General features: G+C 27.6%; 13 protein-coding genes and 1 pseudogene. All 14 read right to left on the reverse strand.

Features of this window, described 5'->3' with window-relative positions; genetic code table 11:
• Nucleotides 1-219: 219 nt before the first annotated feature.
• Nucleotides 220-1,401, reverse strand: coding sequence for a Wadjet anti-phage system protein JetD domain-containing protein (locus ACJDTP_RS11470; protein ID WP_406761275.1), 1,182 nt, complete (start codon nt 1,399-1,401; stop codon nt 220-222).
• Entirely contained in the window at nt 1,388-4,642 is a 3,255-nt protein-coding gene (locus tag ACJDTP_RS11475; protein ID WP_406761276.1) for an ATP-binding protein, read from the reverse strand. Before ACJDTP_RS11475 ends, ACJDTP_RS11470 begins: the two co-directional genes overlap by 14 nt.
• Nucleotides 4,617-5,222, reverse strand: a complete 606-nt coding sequence (locus ACJDTP_RS11480) for a DUF4194 domain-containing protein (protein WP_077836964.1) — start codon at nt 5,220-5,222, stop codon at nt 4,617-4,619. Before ACJDTP_RS11480 ends, ACJDTP_RS11475 begins: the two co-directional genes overlap by 26 nt.
• A gap of 2 nt (nt 5,223-5,224) precedes the next feature.
• Entirely contained in the window at nt 5,225-6,616 is a 1,392-nt protein-coding gene (locus ACJDTP_RS11485; protein ID WP_406761277.1) for a Wadjet anti-phage system protein JetA family protein, read from the reverse strand.
• A 196-nt stretch (nt 6,617-6,812) separates the two neighbouring features.
• On the reverse strand, nt 6,813-7,664 hold the full coding sequence (locus ACJDTP_RS11490; protein WP_406761278.1) for an Rpn family recombination-promoting nuclease/putative transposase: 852 nt from the start codon (nt 7,662-7,664) through the stop codon (nt 6,813-6,815).
• Between the two features lie 127 nt (nt 7,665-7,791).
• Nucleotides 7,792-9,348, reverse strand: coding sequence for a hypothetical protein (locus tag ACJDTP_RS11495; protein ID WP_406761279.1), 1,557 nt, complete (start codon nt 9,346-9,348; stop codon nt 7,792-7,794).
• 13 nt (nt 9,349-9,361) lie between these two features.
• Nucleotides 9,362-11,041 carry a hypothetical protein gene (locus tag ACJDTP_RS11500; protein WP_406761280.1) on the reverse strand — a complete coding sequence of 560 codons (1,680 nt, stop codon included), beginning with the start codon at nt 11,039-11,041 and terminating at the stop codon, nt 9,362-9,364.
• Between the two features lie 440 nt (nt 11,042-11,481).
• Nucleotides 11,482-11,721, reverse strand: a complete 240-nt coding sequence (locus ACJDTP_RS11505; protein WP_023976876.1) for a hypothetical protein — start codon at nt 11,719-11,721, stop codon at nt 11,482-11,484.
• A gap of 335 nt (nt 11,722-12,056) precedes the next feature.
• On the reverse strand, nt 12,057-12,218 hold the full coding sequence (locus ACJDTP_RS11510; protein WP_406761281.1) for a hypothetical protein: 162 nt from the start codon (nt 12,216-12,218) through the stop codon (nt 12,057-12,059).
• A 45-nt stretch (nt 12,219-12,263) separates the two neighbouring features.
• Nucleotides 12,264-13,091 (reverse strand): annotated as a pseudogene (locus tag ACJDTP_RS11515) (Rpn family recombination-promoting nuclease/putative transposase).
• A gap of 170 nt (nt 13,092-13,261) precedes the next feature.
• Nucleotides 13,262-14,509 carry a PDDEXK-like family protein gene (locus ACJDTP_RS11520; protein WP_406761282.1) on the reverse strand — a complete coding sequence of 416 codons (1,248 nt, stop codon included), beginning with the start codon at nt 14,507-14,509 and terminating at the stop codon, nt 13,262-13,264.
• A gap of 93 nt (nt 14,510-14,602) precedes the next feature.
• Entirely contained in the window at nt 14,603-14,884 is a 282-nt protein-coding gene (locus ACJDTP_RS11525; protein WP_406761283.1) for a LexA family protein, read from the reverse strand.
• 26 nt (nt 14,885-14,910) lie between these two features.
• Nucleotides 14,911-16,032 (reverse strand): IS4 family transposase, encoded by a 1,122-nt coding sequence (locus ACJDTP_RS11530; RefSeq protein WP_172462699.1) that lies wholly within the window; start codon nt 16,030-16,032, stop codon nt 14,911-14,913.
• 97 nt (nt 16,033-16,129) lie between these two features.
• Nucleotides 16,130-18,313 carry a 3'-5' exonuclease gene (locus ACJDTP_RS11535; RefSeq protein WP_406761284.1) on the reverse strand — a complete coding sequence of 728 codons (2,184 nt, stop codon included), beginning with the start codon at nt 18,311-18,313 and terminating at the stop codon, nt 16,130-16,132.
• Nucleotides 18,314-18,328: the final 15 nt, after the last annotated feature.

Below are 18,328 nucleotides of genomic sequence, written 5' to 3' on the forward strand. Positions count from 1 at the left end.
TTATCTTACTCTATTGATATTTCTTTAAATTTGCCCATATTATACCTCGTTTAATTTAAATTATATGGCTTTGTGATACTATTTTGGAGCTTCTTTTTAAACTATAATTAACTTTAAATTTTTCATTTGAATGTGGTTAATAAGATCCACTTCAATATATTCAGGGATTTTATGCCTACTTTCGATCCAATTTCTTAATTCATTTTAATAATTCAATTGTCAAAAAATTATTTCCTGCTCTAATTTTTTATTCAATTTAATTATCGTAGATAGAACGTCTGTATAGTCCTTATATTCTTCACTTTCTAACAATCTATTAATCTCATTTACATCATTAGCTGTAAGTTCCTTAGCATAATTAATATTTTCACGTAAGGTTTCACTATCCATGTTTAGACTTTTAAATGGTATTTTTGTCTTTCTTATTAAATGAACTAAAATTTTAAAACCCCCGGCATCAATATCACCAGAATGATAATAATTTATATTAGGATTTTCAGAATAAATTTTAATTAATAAATTTTGTCTAACACTATTATGATACCCACCTAAATAAATTACACCTCCATCTCCAGTATAATTATTAAATGATGTTAAATTTTCAATTGTTACTAGTTTACTTCCTGAAACTTTAATCTCTTTAATATTTTCTATATCTTTTGAGCTTACAGCTATACCTCCAAGAAAATCATTTGCATTTATTTTACTTTCTTTAAGCTTTAAGTTTATATCCCCTTTAAAATAAACATAGGTATAATTCTTCAAAATGTTATAATCATTAAGAACTTCATCACTAGAAAAGTCTTTTATAATCTTAATTATTTTGCCCTCTATAGCTTCATACCTTTTGGAATCCCCATAAACTTTAACTGAAAAATTTCTTCTAAAAATTTCTTCATCTTGCTTTAGCACTTCATCTATACCTTTTAATATATCTTTACATTCCGATACATTATCAATATCTAAATATTTTTTTACAGATCCATTACTCTTAAGTTTATCTGTAATATATGTTGCAAAGTTCCCAAGAGCATCTTCCCTTTCTTTATAACTTTCCAATAATGTGGAAACTTCATCTTCTTTTTGCTTTTTTTCTTTCCTATTGAGATATAAATATGCTGCTTCTATATTCTCAAGATTTAATTGAATCTTTTCTATAATATGGCTTTTGTATCCTTTTCCTTTATATACTTTTATAAGTTTTTCAATTTCTAACTGATTACAAGCTACATCAATTTCTTCTTTATATTTGTAATTTAGTTCATCAAAATATTCCTTTATACTTTTCAAATTAAATTTCAAGTATATCTGTGTATCTCTTAACGCATCCCCCTTATAAATGACACTGCTTTCATAAGAATCAATTAACTTATCTAATAGTATTTTTTTATAATTTCTCATTTATCATATCCTCTATAATACTTAATTTATCTGCTTTTATTGCAAGAAGCACTGTATTTACGTAAGGAGTTATAGGCTCAATTTTTTGTGGTGGTGCTCCTATTAATAATTGCAGCTGAGAATTAAATTTATCATAAAATTCCATCATAGACATAATTCTTGCATCATCCATTTTATCAAAGGCTTCATCAAATAATATAATTCCTATAGATTCTGAAGATGAAGATACCCCTTTGTAAAGCTGCAGAAATGATGCTGCCATTGCAACATAAAATGGAGTTTGAGTTTCTCCTCCACTCTTCTCCCTGCATACTTTAGAAAATAATGATGTAGTATTATCATTATATTTAATCTCTATATCATAGCTCATATAATTTCTATAATCAGTTAATTTAATAAGTTCTGCTTCATTACTCTCATTATCTAAAGTTAACTTATCAAATAATTCATTTAGGAGTTCCTTATGCTTATTTTCATAAGATGTACTAAATAAAGTGAACCCCTCACCTATATTTTCATTATCCATTATCATATCATAATACTCTTTATTTTCTTTGCTTTTCCCAATTTTAAATTCGTATTCTTCATTTCCAAATTTGACATCTTTAAGCCCCTTATTTAATCCCTTAAATTCGGATTTTGCAGTATTAATATTTTCTTGAATTTTAGATAAAAAGTGCTCCTTAAACTCTTCTTCTGCATTTTTCCTTGAAGTTTTAACTTGCTCTTCGTATTCGATAACTTTACTTTTTACAAGATTATCAAGTTCATCTAAGAAAGTATTAATACCATTTATCCCGACTTCTGCTCCGAAATCATAAGTAATATTATATGATCCCTGAAGATTCTTTAAATCTTCTTCAGTTTTTGATAATTTAGTTTTATTTCCTTCCTTACTCACATTAAAATTATTTTTAATGACTTCAAAAGATTTACTTTCAGTTTCTTTGATAAATCTCTCCTCGGCCTCTTTAGCTAAAGATCCAATTTTATTTTTATTTTCCTCTACCTGCACTTTTTTTATAGAAAGAATTCTTCTTTTGTCATCAATAATATTATTAATTGAAGATAAATTTCCTTTTTTATTAATCAATTCATTTTCTATCTTCTTCTTACTTAAATTTAAACTTTCAATTTCCTCTTGAACTTCATTAAGTTTTATTTGAAGGGCCATATAGCTGTTATTCTTTTCTAATTCAAAAATCTCTTCCTTAAGTGTTGAAACCTTATTACTTATATTCACTATTCTTTTTAAAACATCACACTTTTCCCTTAAGTTTTCAAGCTTAAGCTTATTAATTATTTTAATTATATTTGTAACTATACTAATATTTTCTTTTAAAACATTAATTTCAGATAGCAATATATTAAGATTAGCTTTTGCCTGCTCTAATTGATATTTATAAGCATCTTCACCTATGTAAGGAGTTTTATATATCTTTGGATTTATAGCTCTTGCGACATTATTTTTATACATCATACATGTAGGTGTAATGGATGTCTTATGTTCTTTCAACTCTGAAACATTAGTGCATCTTATTACATTTCCTAATATCATATTAATATATCTTTTAGCATCAGTGCTTTTTGAAACCACTACCTCTGCTAAAGAATTTTCAAGAGGATTATCATATTTTGCAAGACCTCCGGTGTTTATTACTCCAACTGAATGTAATCCTTGTGCTTTACTTAATCTCTCATAAATTTTAAGTACTGAATCAAAATCTTCTTCATCTACAATAAGATAAAATCTCTGAGTATTTAAATACCCTTCAACAGCATTTTTCCAAACTGGATCTGTAACTTCCAATAATTCGCACAAGATTTTGGGAACAATTTCTCTTCCTAGTTTTCTTGTTTCCTTTATAATTTCCTCTTTTAAAAGTATAACTTCCTTAGGATATTGAAGATTTCTCTTTTCAAGTTCAGAAATTTGTTTTTCTATATCTTTCCTATTATCTTCTTTCTGTTTTAATTCATACTCATTCCCAGCCCTATACTTTTCCTTATCCTGTTTAGTTTTATCAATTACATTTTCAGTATTTATTGATGTTGTTTTATATTCTTCTATACTATTTTCATCTAGTGAAATCATTTTATTGTAAAAATCACCTATAGTATCCGTATCCAATAGAAGTCTGCTTAATTCTTTAATATATGATTTTTGTTCACTCAGTTGTTTCAAAAAATGATCCTTATCTTCTTTTTCATGTCTATAATCTTTTTCAGCTTGTTCTAAAGAATTCTTCATAGTCTCTAATGCTTTGTATTCAGAATTAGAATACAAATCGGCCTGAATATTATTAGCAATCTTTGTTTTATAAGTTATTTCATCATAAATAACATTATTCTTGTTAATTAAAGTATCAATATTAACATTCAAAGCAGTAATTTCTTTTACTTTTTGTTCAATTTCCTCTTTTAATAGCTCTTCTTCTGCTTTTAATACTATAAATTCATGAAGACTTATTGTCCTTGAAATACTTTCATATGAAGAGTACTTAACTTCTATTTCCTCGAGCTTTTTAATTTTTACTTTTACTTCATTTAAAATATCTTCAAATTCTTTAAAAGTTCGTATATTTTCCCTAAGTTCATCAATATTAACTGATTTTTCTTCTAGTATGTAAGTATATACAAACTCTTTAACATTAGAAATCGGTTTAAATGCTAAAGCCTTTGGAAGCAATTCAAAAAATTTTTCATTTAGCCTTCCAAGTCTGTGAGAAAAATCCTTTTTAGCATCAACTATCCTTGTTGATGAAAATGTCATATTTAATTCTTTTCCATACAATCTAAAATTAGCTATATCAGCAGGTTCATTATTAACTATAAAAGTTACATCTTCAAATCTGCACTTTTCTAATCTATACCACAGAATCTTTTCTGAAGTTTCAGAAGCTGAATCAATTACTGCTCCAATTATAAAATAATTCTTTTTACTTTCCTCATAAAATTCCAAGGCTACGTGAGCTGAAACATCTCCACTTCTTTCAAATTCATTGTCTTCTCTTCCTGTTTTAAATCTTACATATCCCGATAAGCTTCTTTTGGAATTTTCATTAGCTGCCTTATTAAAATTATTTTTAGAACAAGTTAAGACAAATTGAATAGCATCTAAAATTGTAGACTTTCCTGCACCATTTTCTCCTGACAAAAGAGTTGAATTTTTAATTTCAATTGTTTCATCCTTAAATGCATGCCAATTAACTAGCCTAATCCCCGTTAACCTCTTCATCATCTTTTACCCCCTTTCTTTTATAAGTTTCTAATTTTTCATAAATACTAGTTATATTTTCGCTTCTTACTATCATTTGAATTGTTGGATAAACTATGATTCTCGCATCACTCAAAGTAATATCTCTATCCAATGTCTCGATGATATTAAATTTTTTTAAAGTTCTTAATGCATGCCTAAGTAATGTTTTATCCATTAACCTATCTTTAAACCCAAGAGCCATAAACCTGCTTTGTATTTCTTCTATTTCTACAATCACAACTTGAGATAAGGATAATTCCTGCATTTTTTCCTGATATAAAATCCTTAGTATTAAAAGAGTAATACTATCAATAAGTTTTAATGAAATCTTATTATTTCCAAATTTATTAATAAGCTGTGCCGCTTTTATAGATTTATTAATTTCAAGTTCAAATCCTAGTGGTTCAAAATATTCATTAATTGCATCTTTATGTCCTTCTGCAAAATAATAATCCTTTTTTGTGTCTTCCTTTTGCTTACAAATTAAACAATAGCTTAGTAGTTTATTACAAACCCGTTTAAATTCATCTTTCTCCTTAATGGACAGTGAATCATATATCAAAATTACTTCCTCCATATCTCAAAGTTTTTAAAAGTAAATCCATTATTCGAAGCAATAATATCTTTTCTGTTAATGGAATATTTAGACAAAATGTGATTACCATATAACCTTATATAAATGATCTTAATAAAATCATCTACACTATTTATCTCAATTTCACTTGCAAGAACCATCTTTTTATCTCCTAAAAGTTCATCAACTATTTCATTTACCTTCTTAGGAGAATACTGTTTTTCCTGCTTTTTCTTAAATTCGTCAATCTTTCTTTGACGTTCTTCATTTGATAGTGTATCGCTTAAAATCTTACCTGGCTTAAAGGATTTTTTTCCTTCATTAGCAATATATAAAGAAGTTTCATCTATATATCCATAAGAATACAAAGTGAATAAGTCTGTAACTTCCTCCAGATAATCTGATGATAAACTTAATTCAAGTTCTTTATATTCATTACTTATGTACTCTAAAATTCCTTTTACAATACCTGTCATATCTTTAGAATTGTTAAGTAGAAATTTAGCCCTAGTTACAGCTGCTCTTATGTATTTAGCATTCTTACTATCAATATCATGCATAATATCGTCTAATTCATTAAATGCATTTATTATGTTATGAACTATATCCTTAACTTTTTCTATTCCCTCATCTAATGAGCCCAATTCTTCATCTTCTCTATAAAACTCTCCAGCTTCACTTAAAAATTCACTACTAATTAAATTTTCATTAAGCTTTTCAATAATTTGAGGCCTATACTTTGAGACATTTTCTGAAGTTTTTAATCTATGATATGCTTTGTCAATAACTTCTTTAGTATAGTTTCCGAAGAACTCTTGCATAATCTCCTCCGGTGTTTTTTGTTTAGTTAATCTATCCATATACTTTTTTATATTTGAATTCAAGTTTTTCAATCCACTTATAATTCCTTTAGTATTTTCAAAAACTTGCTTAATAACAATTCCTGCCTTTTCATTTGAATACAGCATAGAATAAATACTTATTATATTTCCTTGATACTCTAAAGATTCTTTACTTACGATTTTCAAGAAAGCTTCTAAAATGACAATTGCATAATCATGAAAATTTATAATTTGTTTATAATCATTAGTCTGTTCTGGATAAATCCATCCAGAATTAATTAGCTTTCTAATCAAATAATTTGCTTTTTCTCTATTATTATTTAACTGTTCATCTTCTTCATTTTCAATATCATAGTTAATTAATCCTAAATATTCTTCAATTTCATCAACTAATATGTCTTTATCAATACCATAAGACAAACCGTTTTGAACCAATTTATATATTAAAGAAATAATTTTAATATATAGAGTCTTTCCTTGACTGGAAAGTGGAATAAAAAAGTTTTCTGGAACTATTTCAAATATATTAATTTCCTTCATTATTTCTCCTTAAATTCTCTATTTTACTTATATATTACCATATTTCTTGTTAGAATTATATTCAGTAATATAATTAAAGCTTAGACTTTCTAAATATATGAAAATCTCAACTTATGCTAGTGTGCCCAGCATGGGCACACTAGTAAAAAAAGAATGTATTAAAATATTTTAATACATTCTCTCTATTTCTATTATTTTAAAAATACTTTTCTACATCTTTTATACTTTCAATATCTAAAATATCTTCAATAATTAAATTCAATTTATCACTATCTAAATTTTCTATTTTTTCATTATAATCACTATTTAAATCTCCAAATTTTTTAATAAGTAAATTTTTAACTCTTCTTATATCCTTTAATCTAGAACTTTCTCTTTCTTTTTCTATTCCCTTTTCTATTCCTTCTTTCTCCACTTTTTCTTTCATCTCTTTAATCATAAATGCATTATTAGCCACCATATTTTCCACTCCTTCTCTATTAGCTTCTAATATTTCAACCACATTTTCTCTTATAGTCTCATCAACAGTATTTCTAAGCCAATGCTTTAATATTTCTTTTTCTCTATTTGTTAATTTATTAAATTTTGATGCTACAGCCTTCAATCTCTCAAAAAACTCTAATGGATCTACCTTTTGATCTAATAAAAATATGGCTGAAGTAATATTATTATTTTCTATTAATTCCTCTTTAGTATATTGATGATTTACATCAATAATGGAATATTTAAAGTTTACTATGTTCTCACCAAATAATTCATTTTTATTTACTATATCTTTAAAATAAATCGGTACATTCCACTTTCTTGTAGCATTATATAATACTATTGGAACCACTGATGGAACTTTAAATCCTTTTCTATTTTTCTTGGTTTCTTCTGTTAAGTTTTTTGTGTATTCTCTAAGTATTTCATTAATATAGAAGAACAATCTTAAAGGCATTCTATAATCAATAGTTGATTGAAACTCTAAAAGTGTATAGAAAATAACTTCTTCATCATCAATATTTGCCTTATATACAATATCTGCTTCATTTTCTTCATAATCCAAAAATAAGAAGTACCATTATAGATCTTTAAATGCATATTGTCTTTTACGTTGCCTACCATTACGTTTTCTAATTTAAATTTGCTGTAGTCATCATATTCATCCATGAGAACGTGCTGGCTTTTGGCTTCTAATTTTGTTGATATAAACTATTCCATTCATTCCATAAATCTTCATCTAATGCTGCTATATCAATAGCATTTTCTTTATATAATGCTCTAATTTCCATCAATCCAGAAAATGCGAGTCTCTTCCACGCCACAAAATTAAGATGCAGTGCAAATAATAAAATCTGTCCTTTGGAACGAGCTATAGCATCTAAACCATCTACTAAACATAATACTCCATGGCCTGTTAACAGCATTCTTCTTAATTCTGGATGACTTCCAATTGGAATACATTCCGTCCAACTCTTATTAGAATAAAATCTACTTTTTATCGCCCATAGCAATCTAATTGATATTTCGTTAATAACAACTGGAATAGCTTGTGCCATACCAAATCTAGCGTCATAATGATTTTCAAATATTTTTACTGACAAATCAGCCAGTGATACTTCTGTTGGTTTATTGCTTTTGTCATTACCCGGATAAATCTTAAAATTGCCTTTATTGCATAACTGAAATAGTTCAAAAAACGGCATAGGTATTCCGCTACCATACCCATCAGGATTACTTCTTCTTCCAGACGAGCTTCCTGCAACATCAGAAATCAAATGTCCAAGCCAATTAGAAAAACCGCAGAATAATTTTGCTACAAATGTTTTTCCTTGTAATCTTGATGTTTCTGTATCAAATACAATTAGCCTTCCATTATCCACAAAATGTGATGTAGAAGTAAATTGGTCTACAATTGCAAAAATTAATCCTACTAAATCTGGAGCATGCCCTAATGATTTAATATGATGATTTGACATGCTCATCCCTAGTAAATCACCTGCCGCTTTACCAGTTGCTTGATCATAGTTTACTTTATGTTTTTCCTCTAAAAATTTTATAGCAGATGCAATAATAGTATTTCTATCTCCTTCAGGTGGGCTCCATCCCTTTAGCTTTGCAATTTTTTTAACAAACTCATCTGTTTGATCATTTGTCCACTTACCTAATTTACTATGATCAGGCATTCCAACAAAAAAGCTATCAATTAATCCAGCTACAACTCCGCAAAAGGCTGCAATCATATAATCATACTTATCACAATTAGCTTTTTTCATTGTATAATCTGAATATATTCTTTCAGCTATTTCTGCTTTTTGACTCTGTGATAACAAATTTTCACAAGGATCAACTTTTAAGTCTATATTATTTTCAAGTGCAAACTTATTAATATTAGAAAGATACTCGTCCCAACTTATTGTATCATCAATTGCAATTGTAACTAATTCTTCAAATGCTGGCACTTTAATATCTACCTTTTCTTCCTCAGTTAGTGCAACTAACTTTTCGCCCTCTTCAATATGTTTTTCAGATACTTGAGATGTATCTATACCTTGCGTAGAGCAAAGCATTTCTGCCTGCAGTAGCAATTTATCAAGCTCTGATAAATTTTCATCATTTAATACTTCTAAGTTTGAAATTTCCTGAGAAGCTTTAACTAATTGCCTTTCTGCATTTTCCATTTGATTTCTTTGAGCTAATAGTGATTTTCCTGCCTCATTCACCATCTGATTATATATATTATCTGACATAAATCCTCCAGCATTATCCCATTATACTTTTCATAAAGCTTTTTGCTGCGCCCTTTACTGATGCTATTGCTGCATCCCCAACATTAAAGTAGCCAATTCCTTCAAAAGCATCATGTAATTCTTGTAATTTATTACATGGAATTGTATCATCTAATACCATATAATCTGAAGTAATCCCCTCTTCATTTGTTATTTTTTTCTTAAGATAACAAGATAAAATTAAATCACGTATCTTTTCCTTAGTTGCTCCTTCTGTTAATTCAGTTACACGTGTAAGATCCAATTTTTCAGGTAATTTACTAATGATCTTTTCAGTTTCTGCATATTGGATTCTATCTGAAGTAACTTGTGCACCTTTAGTTAACATGCTTATCATTGCAGAAATCTTTTTAATTTTAACTTCCGATTCTAATCCTTTTTCTATTTCTATTTGTAATCTTCTAGTAATTTCATTAACATCTTCAATTAAATAATTCAATGACCTTTGTGAATTTCTTATAATAGCCTGAAGCATCATTTCTCTTTGTTTATTATTTTCTAAATCACTTAATCCAGTAATTCTCTTTACACCTTTATATGTTCCAACACCAAGTAATACAGCAACACCTATTCCAGTAAACATACTTGAAAATCCAAGTATGCCTCCCATACCTAGTGATGCCAGTCCTGACGTGATGCCCGCAGCACTAACCCCCATTACTGATCCTGATAAATAAACCGCAGCTAATGGAACACCAACAGCAGTTGCTTTAGATGCTAAATCCTTCATAGATTTCGTAATTTCTGTGTCATTTTTCCTTTGAGCCAATATCTCTTCATCATTTTTTATTGCTGTCACAATATATTCAACTTGTTCCTCGTCAATTTCTAGATCATTATGTAACTTAACAATAAATTGATTTTCCTTCCAACTTAGTTCCTTATTCTTTTTTCTAAAAATATAGATAATATCCTTTAATAAAGATTTTTTAACTACGTCATAACTTACTTCTTCTACATTTTCTGATAAATAAGATAATAACTCTTCATTGCTTTCGACATTAGTATGATCAGTCATATATCCTCTTATTTCTAATCGGTCATCTGCATCCATTTCAATTCTTACAATAAGTGATATAATTTCTGCGTATTCCTCAGCATCTATCTCATTATCATCTGAAAAAGTAAAGTTACAAACTAATTTTATGTAAGCTTTCTTTATACCTATATCCATCATTGACAAAGGGCAAGTTTGAGATGTACTAACAAAGTCACTCTCATCTTGTGCTTGTTCAACTATTCCATTAATTAATTCTGTAAAATTTTCATATGAAATACCTCTAATATTATCAGTAATGTTCTTGCTTTCTCCATTTTTAAAATGAAAAATAACTTCCTTCTTTTCTTCGATTTTTCCATTATCTTTTTTTACTTCAGTACATATATATTCTGCTTTAGAAATTGTACTTAACTGAATTTTATCAGTGCCAGCTCCTAATGCATTTGTATATAAATATTCTCCTGTAAATAAACATCCCTCTTTAGCGCTGCCAAATATTGTTGTGTCTACAATACCTAAAACATAATCTGGATTCAATCCTTGTGCCATACCAGAAATCGCACCATTTATTTTCTTTTCCGGTATATCTGGCGCTATAAAAACCTTATCTCCAAGGATTTTAACATTTTCTTTAATATACTTCTCTACTGACATTATTCCACCTTACCCTTTTTCAAATTCTTTTTCTAGCATATCTAAAATAAAAGCTTAATTATGATCTACATCTGCAACTCTGTAATTTTCCTTAATAATAATTCCTATATTAGAATTTATTGTAAACAAATTATAGCATAATCCACTCTAATTCTCTATCATATGTAATACTTAATTATTTATAGTTATCGAAAAAAGCTGAGATTCTCTAAATTTAATAAAATATCAGCTTACCTAATTCAATGTCCAATTATTATTATTTATATATCTATCAACTTGCTAAATTCTAATGCTATAATTTTTAATATATCAAAAATTTAATACAGGAATTAATTTAAAAATCCCACATTATAAATCAATGGTATAAGTTTATCTTCTAAGTTTTTAACCATATCTTTAAATTATAATTAATTTCTATATTTGCAAATAAGAGTCCATCTTTATATTCTACCTCTATAAGCTCTAATATTCTTCACTTCAATAATTATATTTTCATTAGCTGTATGGTACACTACTGTCCCTTCACTGCAATTCATAAGTTCTTTTGTTGCGCTTTTATTATCATCTATAGCTTTAATAATTGCCATATCATCTATAATTTTATTATTTCCTTCTAAATGCGAATCTAATATTTGAATCTTCACAAAAGTATTAGGATATGTTCTTCTAACTTCATCCACTAATCCATCTTCCCATTAGTAATTAACTTTATCAAAATAAACGTATTCCATATTTAGATAATTAAAACATTTGCTAATTCATGCAATTACCTATTTCTTCAAAAGTTCATTTGTAAATCCCCCCTTTGATACTTAGAATATCATAGGGAGATGAAATAGAGGTTCACTCAATTACTATAATCTTCATTTTTTTATTTATTGTAATAATAAAAGAACCAAATAAAGTGCGTTGATCATACTTTAATTGGTTCTTTATGTTAGTTTCCATTTCATGAATCTTTATAATAAATCCCTATAGGATTTAAGATATTGTTTTTTCTGGGTGCAAAGTATCTTCAAAAAACAGATCCACTTTTATTCACATTTCCAAGTTCCCTCAAATTATCCTGAATAATTTCTTTTAATTCTTCTATTTTTCCTTCTTCAATTTTCTCTCTATCTCTTTCCAATTGTTTATAAATTCCAAATTGTGCTTCGTACTCTTTTAGGAATTGCATATCCCCCACCCTTGCAGTTAATAACTCTTAGCTTTCTTCATCCTATTATTCTAGTATTCTTCTTACTTCCTCTTCAGATATATTACATTCTTTTGCTATTTGGCTTATTGTACATCCCGAATTTGAAAGCTTTAAAACTTTTTTTGTTAAAAGGATCCCTTCTTCTCTTCCCTCTTCAATTTTCTCTCTATCTCTTTCCAATAAAGTCATGTAAGTTCTTAATTGTGCTCCGCACTTTTTCAAGATGTGCACCTCCACTGAAATATCACTTTTAACTTCCTTCACTCTTCTATGTATATTCTTAACAAGATTTCCTTTAGCATGCTTTACCTTATAATCTGTTGAATCTTCTACATAAGCAAGGAATTCTAATAGCTCATCACTTAAATCATTCATAATTCCTTTGGAATTTAATATTATTTTCTGAGCTTCATCGTTTAACATTATACTATTATCTTCTAAGCACATATTTTGAAAAGTATATTTATGACGTCCTTTATCAAATAAATCAAATGTGCAGATAAATATAATATAACTTTTTGCTAGTTTTCTATAATCTTCACCTTTACTTATTAGGTCTAAGTCGATGTTTCCTTGATAATATCGTAGTCTTTTAGGCAAATTCTTATGCTTTCCGCGTTGCATTTCAACATTGTAAATTGTATTATTTTCATCTTTAACATAGACATCAAGTCTAATACCTTTGCTTTCAAGTAACAAATCTATAGTTTTCTGTTCTTCAACCATTTCTACTTTTTCTATTTCAATCTCTAAAATCTTCTATAATAATTCCTTACAGATTTCTTTATCGCTCATAACTTTTGCAAATAGGAAATCATCTTCAAGGTTTAACTCTTTTAAAGTTTTATTCATCTTAGTAACCTTACCTTATCTTTTATCTTTTGTTCTGATTATTAACAACATTATAGCTGATTAATCATAGGTTTTCAATATGTGACTAGCTTTAAAAAATTATAAATATGCTGGCAATAAAACTAGCTAAAATAATGGAATTTATATATAGAAATTTAATAACCATTATTTTAAAGTAATTGATTCTCTACAGTCTTCTTTAAATTAATTATAATATCTGCAATCCTTGTTGCCTCTTCTACATAGTTATCTTTAAGTTCCACACAGTTATCTGAAAAATGCTTAAAATCATAATTATGACCATTATTATCTAGAACGTATTCCCATAAAAGACTACCTGGACCTCTGCGTTTTATCGCTCCTAAAATATTTACTATTGCATTATTACATTCATTAAATACTTTACTATGTTTCTTTTGAAACTCTTCCCTATTCATACAATGATAAAATCCATATTCATGATTTTCCATAAAAGCGAAATAATAATATAAATTATACTCAACTGCTATACATACTGAAAAATTGGCTTTTTTACCTCCAGCTAATGTGTATTCTTTAATTTTAAATACTAAGCCTGGCTCATAGCTTCCTTGATAATATGCTTCAGCTTCTTCTCTGTTATATTCAACAGGTTCTACTTTCTTCTTAATGAATTGCTTATTTAACTCATCCATAAAATTCACAAGTACTTCAGTTTTTATTTCATTTAAACCATTAGCTATAGTAATAGCAGCCATTAAATCATCTGCATTTTTAATAATACTTTTCATAGCTTCAGCCATTTTTTCTTCACCTACTAACTTTTCAATAAGATATAAATATTGTTTTATCAAGCTGTGAGGAGTCATATCTTGATTAGTTGCTCCTAAACAGGCTTTTAACCAATTTAATATATGCTCTTTAAAGCTTACACATCTTAAATATCTCTTATCCATACCCTCTGCGCTTTGTTCTGAAGGATATTTTCCATCTAAAGTCAAATAATATATTAAATAATTAGAGTTGACACCTTTTGAATATTCCTCATATCTAAATAGTTGTTTATCTTGATCACCTGCATCAATTTTCATCTCAATTGCTACACACATCTTTTCGCATTTAAGAAAAAAGTCAATTCTGCCATTTTCAAATACCCATTCCCTTTCAACAGCCCAGGAATAATTTAAAAAGGTTTTAGAAATGCCAATTTCTTTTAAGAATAGCTTAAGATATATATCATCCATTCCATGATTTTCTCTAGGATTTAATAAGGCATAAATCATATTAGAATGTGTAAACACTTCATCTCTCTCAATATTTAGTGCCGTAAAAATATTAAAGCTACTATTATGATATTTTTGAGTCATTTTATTTGCTTTTATTAATTTGCCCGCCTCTTTTATTAGGGTTTCCTCTCTAAGTAAATTATCTTTACGCATAACTCTTTGACTCCCTTATTTGATTCCTTTCATTAACTTAGAATGTTTTTAATAAAGCTGAGGTTTTCCAACTTAAAGAAAACCTCAGCTTTACTAATTCTTTATAATCCCAACAGCCACCCCAATAATACTAAATTGATCTTCATCCAGCATAAATGGCTCATAAGCATCATTTTCAGGCATCAATAATATTTTACCGCCCATGGTTTTATAAGTCTTTAATGTTGCATTTCCTTCTATATCGACTGCTACTATGTCCCCAATATCTGCTACACTTTGTTTATTTATTACTACATAATCTCCATCATTAATATTTTTATTTATCATGGAGTCACCTTTTATTTTCAGTATAAATAAATCATTAGAATTTCCCACAAGTGTTGATTAACCAAATTTTTACTTTAAATTATTAACTTATTTTTGATATTTTTCAAAAATAAGTTAATAGATATATAGACTTCGACCTTAAGACTTTTTTTAAGCAATTTTCTTACAAATTGAATTAGTGATAATTTAACATATTTTAAATTTTTAGTCGTTTCAACATAAGTAAATTGAAGCAAAACATAAGCTATCAATGATATGAAAAGTTGATTATAGACAGCATTTTCAGTTGTTCCAAATATTCTTTTTACATTCAAGTTTTGTTTTATAAATTTAAAGAAGGTTTCAATTTTCCAACGTTCCTTGTATATTTCTGCTATTTTTTCTGGAGTAATGTTCATTAGGTCAGTGCACACTTTTACTGATTTACCATAATAATCAGTAAATTCAACTACTCTAAATCTATTTTGAGTTTTTTTAGTCTCTTTTCCTAAATAACATGTAACATCTCGAATTACAGAAGAATTTTCTACTACTCCTAAACTTCTCAATTTCTTTGGTTTTGAAAGTATTGTATTATTTTTTATTCTTATAACAAAAGATTGTTTTATTTCTTTAAACATATCAAATCTCTCATGATTTTCATAAGCCCTATCTTCAACTAAAATAGAGTGTACATCTATTAAACCTTCACCTATCGGTCCATCATGCTTTTTAGCAATAGTTTCAATAACTTTTTGTGGTGTAAAGTCATTAATATTTAAAGATATATGAAGTTTTATTCCAGATTTCTTCCCATTAAATTTTGCCCATTTAAGACGGTTTTCACCTACGGTCACGGTAGTTGAATCAATTGCTATTAATTGTTTTGGCAAATTTAGAATTCTTCGCATTCTACGATTACATTTAGAAACAATAATCTCAAATAAAGTTTTAGAAATTTTGTAATCTACCTTAGAGGCTTTTTTAGAAATAGTTGAATAATCAACTGGTGTTAGCCCTACTGATTCCATATGCTCAACGCCATCCCTATAACTCTTATATTCATTCGTAGCTGCTGCAATAAAGAATTTTATTAAATCATATAATGTGAATTTTCTTGCAGTATCAACATATTCTAAAATTTTACTAAATTTTTCAACTTCCTTTTCACTTAAAAATGTTTGAAATATATCAAATATAGTGGTAGTATTTTTCATGAGGGCATTCTCCTTAAGTATTATTTTGGTTCGCACTTTAATATTACTACAGAATGACCTCATTTTTTATATATTTTCACTTCTATTTTTTGGTTAATCAACACATATGAGAATTTCCAACCCAATCTGAAGGTAAAAAATATTTACCTTCTAAAGAATCATTTATTAAAATAGGCTTACCTGCAGCAATTTCATTGTATATTGGTATAGATCTTATATTTTCAATTTTTTCTTCAATTCCATTATTCTCTACATAAATTTCACTTATTGAATCTGAGTCTTTGATGAATTTATGAGAAATATTTCGTTTTAAATTAATATATTCAATAGTTTCAAGAGCCGATGGTATCATTGATGAACTGAATTTTGGTATATCATTTACTTCTTCTAGTTCTTTATTTATTATAATAAGTTCATTCCCATCTGTAGCAATTCCATATTGTGCACTTGGGCAGTTTGCCATATAGCTTTTAAGTTGTGATAATGCATTTTTTGACCCATTTCCCCACCTTTTAACTTCAACTAAAATGTAAGGGCCTTTTACTTTATTTCTATATATGTCTATTGCTATATCTGCAAACTTAACACTTGAACCTATATTAATTTTTTGTTCTATGGTAATTAAATTTAATGGATATTTGTACACTTCATTTAGCTCTTTTAATATCCATTGTCTAACTCTTTCTTCTTCTGAATACATATCAGTAATGCTATCTTTTAACAAATAATCTTCTATTTTAATTGAATGAATTCTTCTCATTAAGCAGTCTTCTTTTACTCTTAAATATTTATAATCAATATCCTTTATAAATTTAGAAGGAATACCATCTGACGTTATAAATAATTTTTCAGTTGCTCTTGTCATACCAACATAAAATAACTTTCTTTCTCTTGACTCCAACATTTCAACGTCATCAAATTCATTTTTACTTAAGTATAATGGCATTACTTTTGAGTTCATTCCAGCCATTATTACAACTTTAAATTCAAGTCCCTTAATAGAATGCATAGTTACAAGCTTTACACATTCTTTGGCAAAGTCGAATTCATCTTTTCCATCAAATAATAAGCATGGTATGTTATGTTTTTGCAAGTAGCTCTCTATTTCCTTAAGCTGAGTATTTGTTCTTGCAATTATAACAATATCTTTAAGATCATAAGCTTTTCGTAAGTCCTTTAATATTAAACTTGAAATATAACTGCATTCATCTTCTTTATTATCAAAATTTTTGTATCTAGGATATTCTCCTTGCTTATCAATTAAGTTTGGCTTAACAAAATTATCATCTTCAATTAAATCTTCATCCTTCTGTATAAGACTGAATGCAGCTTGGGCTATTTGAGTAGTTGTCCTATAATTTTTACTTAATGAATTAGATTTACCTTTCATATCATAGCCAATACTAGTAAATGAGCGATTTTTTATAAGCCAAGCTTGTGGGTATATGCTTTGGGCTACATCTGCTATAAAAGTTATGCTGGAATATGATTTTTCATTATATAAAGTCTTTAAGAATTCAAGCTGAACCTTTGTCAAATCTTGGCTTTCATCTATTAAAATATGTGTATATTTATTAATTAGATTTTTCCTTGCCTGCTTTAAAGCTAATAACGACATGTCTTGAAAATCCATCCTATTAATCTTCTCTAAATTACTATTATATTTCAATAATACTTCATAAATTGCGTTTCTTTGCTTAGAATTTTTTCTAAGCTTTTGAGGTCCATCATTATTGATTTTTCTTACTCTACTAACTCTATCTACATTTTGATATTCTTGAAGTTCTAAATAATTACAAGATTTAATCCATAATATTTCCTCCTTAATAAATTGAAGAAACCTTGAATCAATTATTTTAATATCTTCATATTTATTTGATACATAATGTATTGCATCTATAAGTGCATTCTGACTTTCTTTAGGACTCGCAATTTCCATTTTCAATTTATGTTTTTTCTTATATTGGACAAAATAATAAAACATTAATGAATCTATAGTCTTTATTTTTAATTTGTCTTCATTATTCTCATCAAATAAACTCTTTTGATCATTTACCTCATTTTTAATATTTTCATATATAAATGCTACATACTTTGAAAGCGATTTATTATAAGTTGCCATAAGTACCTTATCATCACGTTCTACACAATAATGTCTAATAAGTAATGGTATTTTATTAACAGCAACAGTCGTCTTTCCAGATCCAGCTACCCCTTTAATTAAGGTATGTCCATTTGGCTTGCTCTCAATAATTTTCTTCTGTTCTAAATTAAGCTGCATTATCTCACGCCTTCC

The sequence above is a fragment of the Candidatus Clostridium helianthi genome (assembly GCF_045310795.1).
GTDB lineage: Bacteria > Bacillota > Clostridia > Clostridiales > Clostridiaceae > Clostridium > Clostridium helianthi.

Coding starts and splice junctions, on each gene's coding strand:
- ACJDTP_RS11470 (WP_406761275.1), bottom strand. CDS start 1,401: ATGAGAAATTATAAAAAAATACTATTAGATAAGTTAATTGATTCTTAT.
- ACJDTP_RS11475 (WP_406761276.1), bottom strand. CDS start 4,642: ATGATGAAGAGGTTAACGGGGATTAGGCTAGTTAATTGGCATGCATTT.
- ACJDTP_RS11485 (WP_406761277.1), bottom strand. CDS start 6,616: ATGAAGGAAATTAATATATTTGAAATAGTTCCAGAAAACTTTTTTATT.
- ACJDTP_RS11495 (WP_406761279.1), bottom strand. CDS start 9,348: ATGTCAGATAATATATATAATCAGATGGTGAATGAGGCAGGAAAATCA.
- ACJDTP_RS11500 (WP_406761280.1), bottom strand. CDS start 11,041: ATGTCAGTAGAGAAGTATATTAAAGAAAATGTTAAAATCCTTGGAGAT.
- ACJDTP_RS11510 (WP_406761281.1), bottom strand. CDS start 12,218: ATGCAATTCCTAAAAGAGTACGAAGCACAATTTGGAATTTATAAACAA.
- ACJDTP_RS11520 (WP_406761282.1), bottom strand. CDS start 14,509: ATGCGTAAAGATAATTTACTTAGAGAGGAAACCCTAATAAAAGAGGCG.
- ACJDTP_RS11530 (WP_172462699.1), bottom strand. CDS start 16,032: ATGAAAAATACTACCACTATATTTGATATATTTCAAACATTTTTAAGT.
- ACJDTP_RS11535 (WP_406761284.1), bottom strand. CDS start 18,313: ATGCAGCTTAATTTAGAACAGAAGAAAATTATTGAGAGCAAGCCAAAT.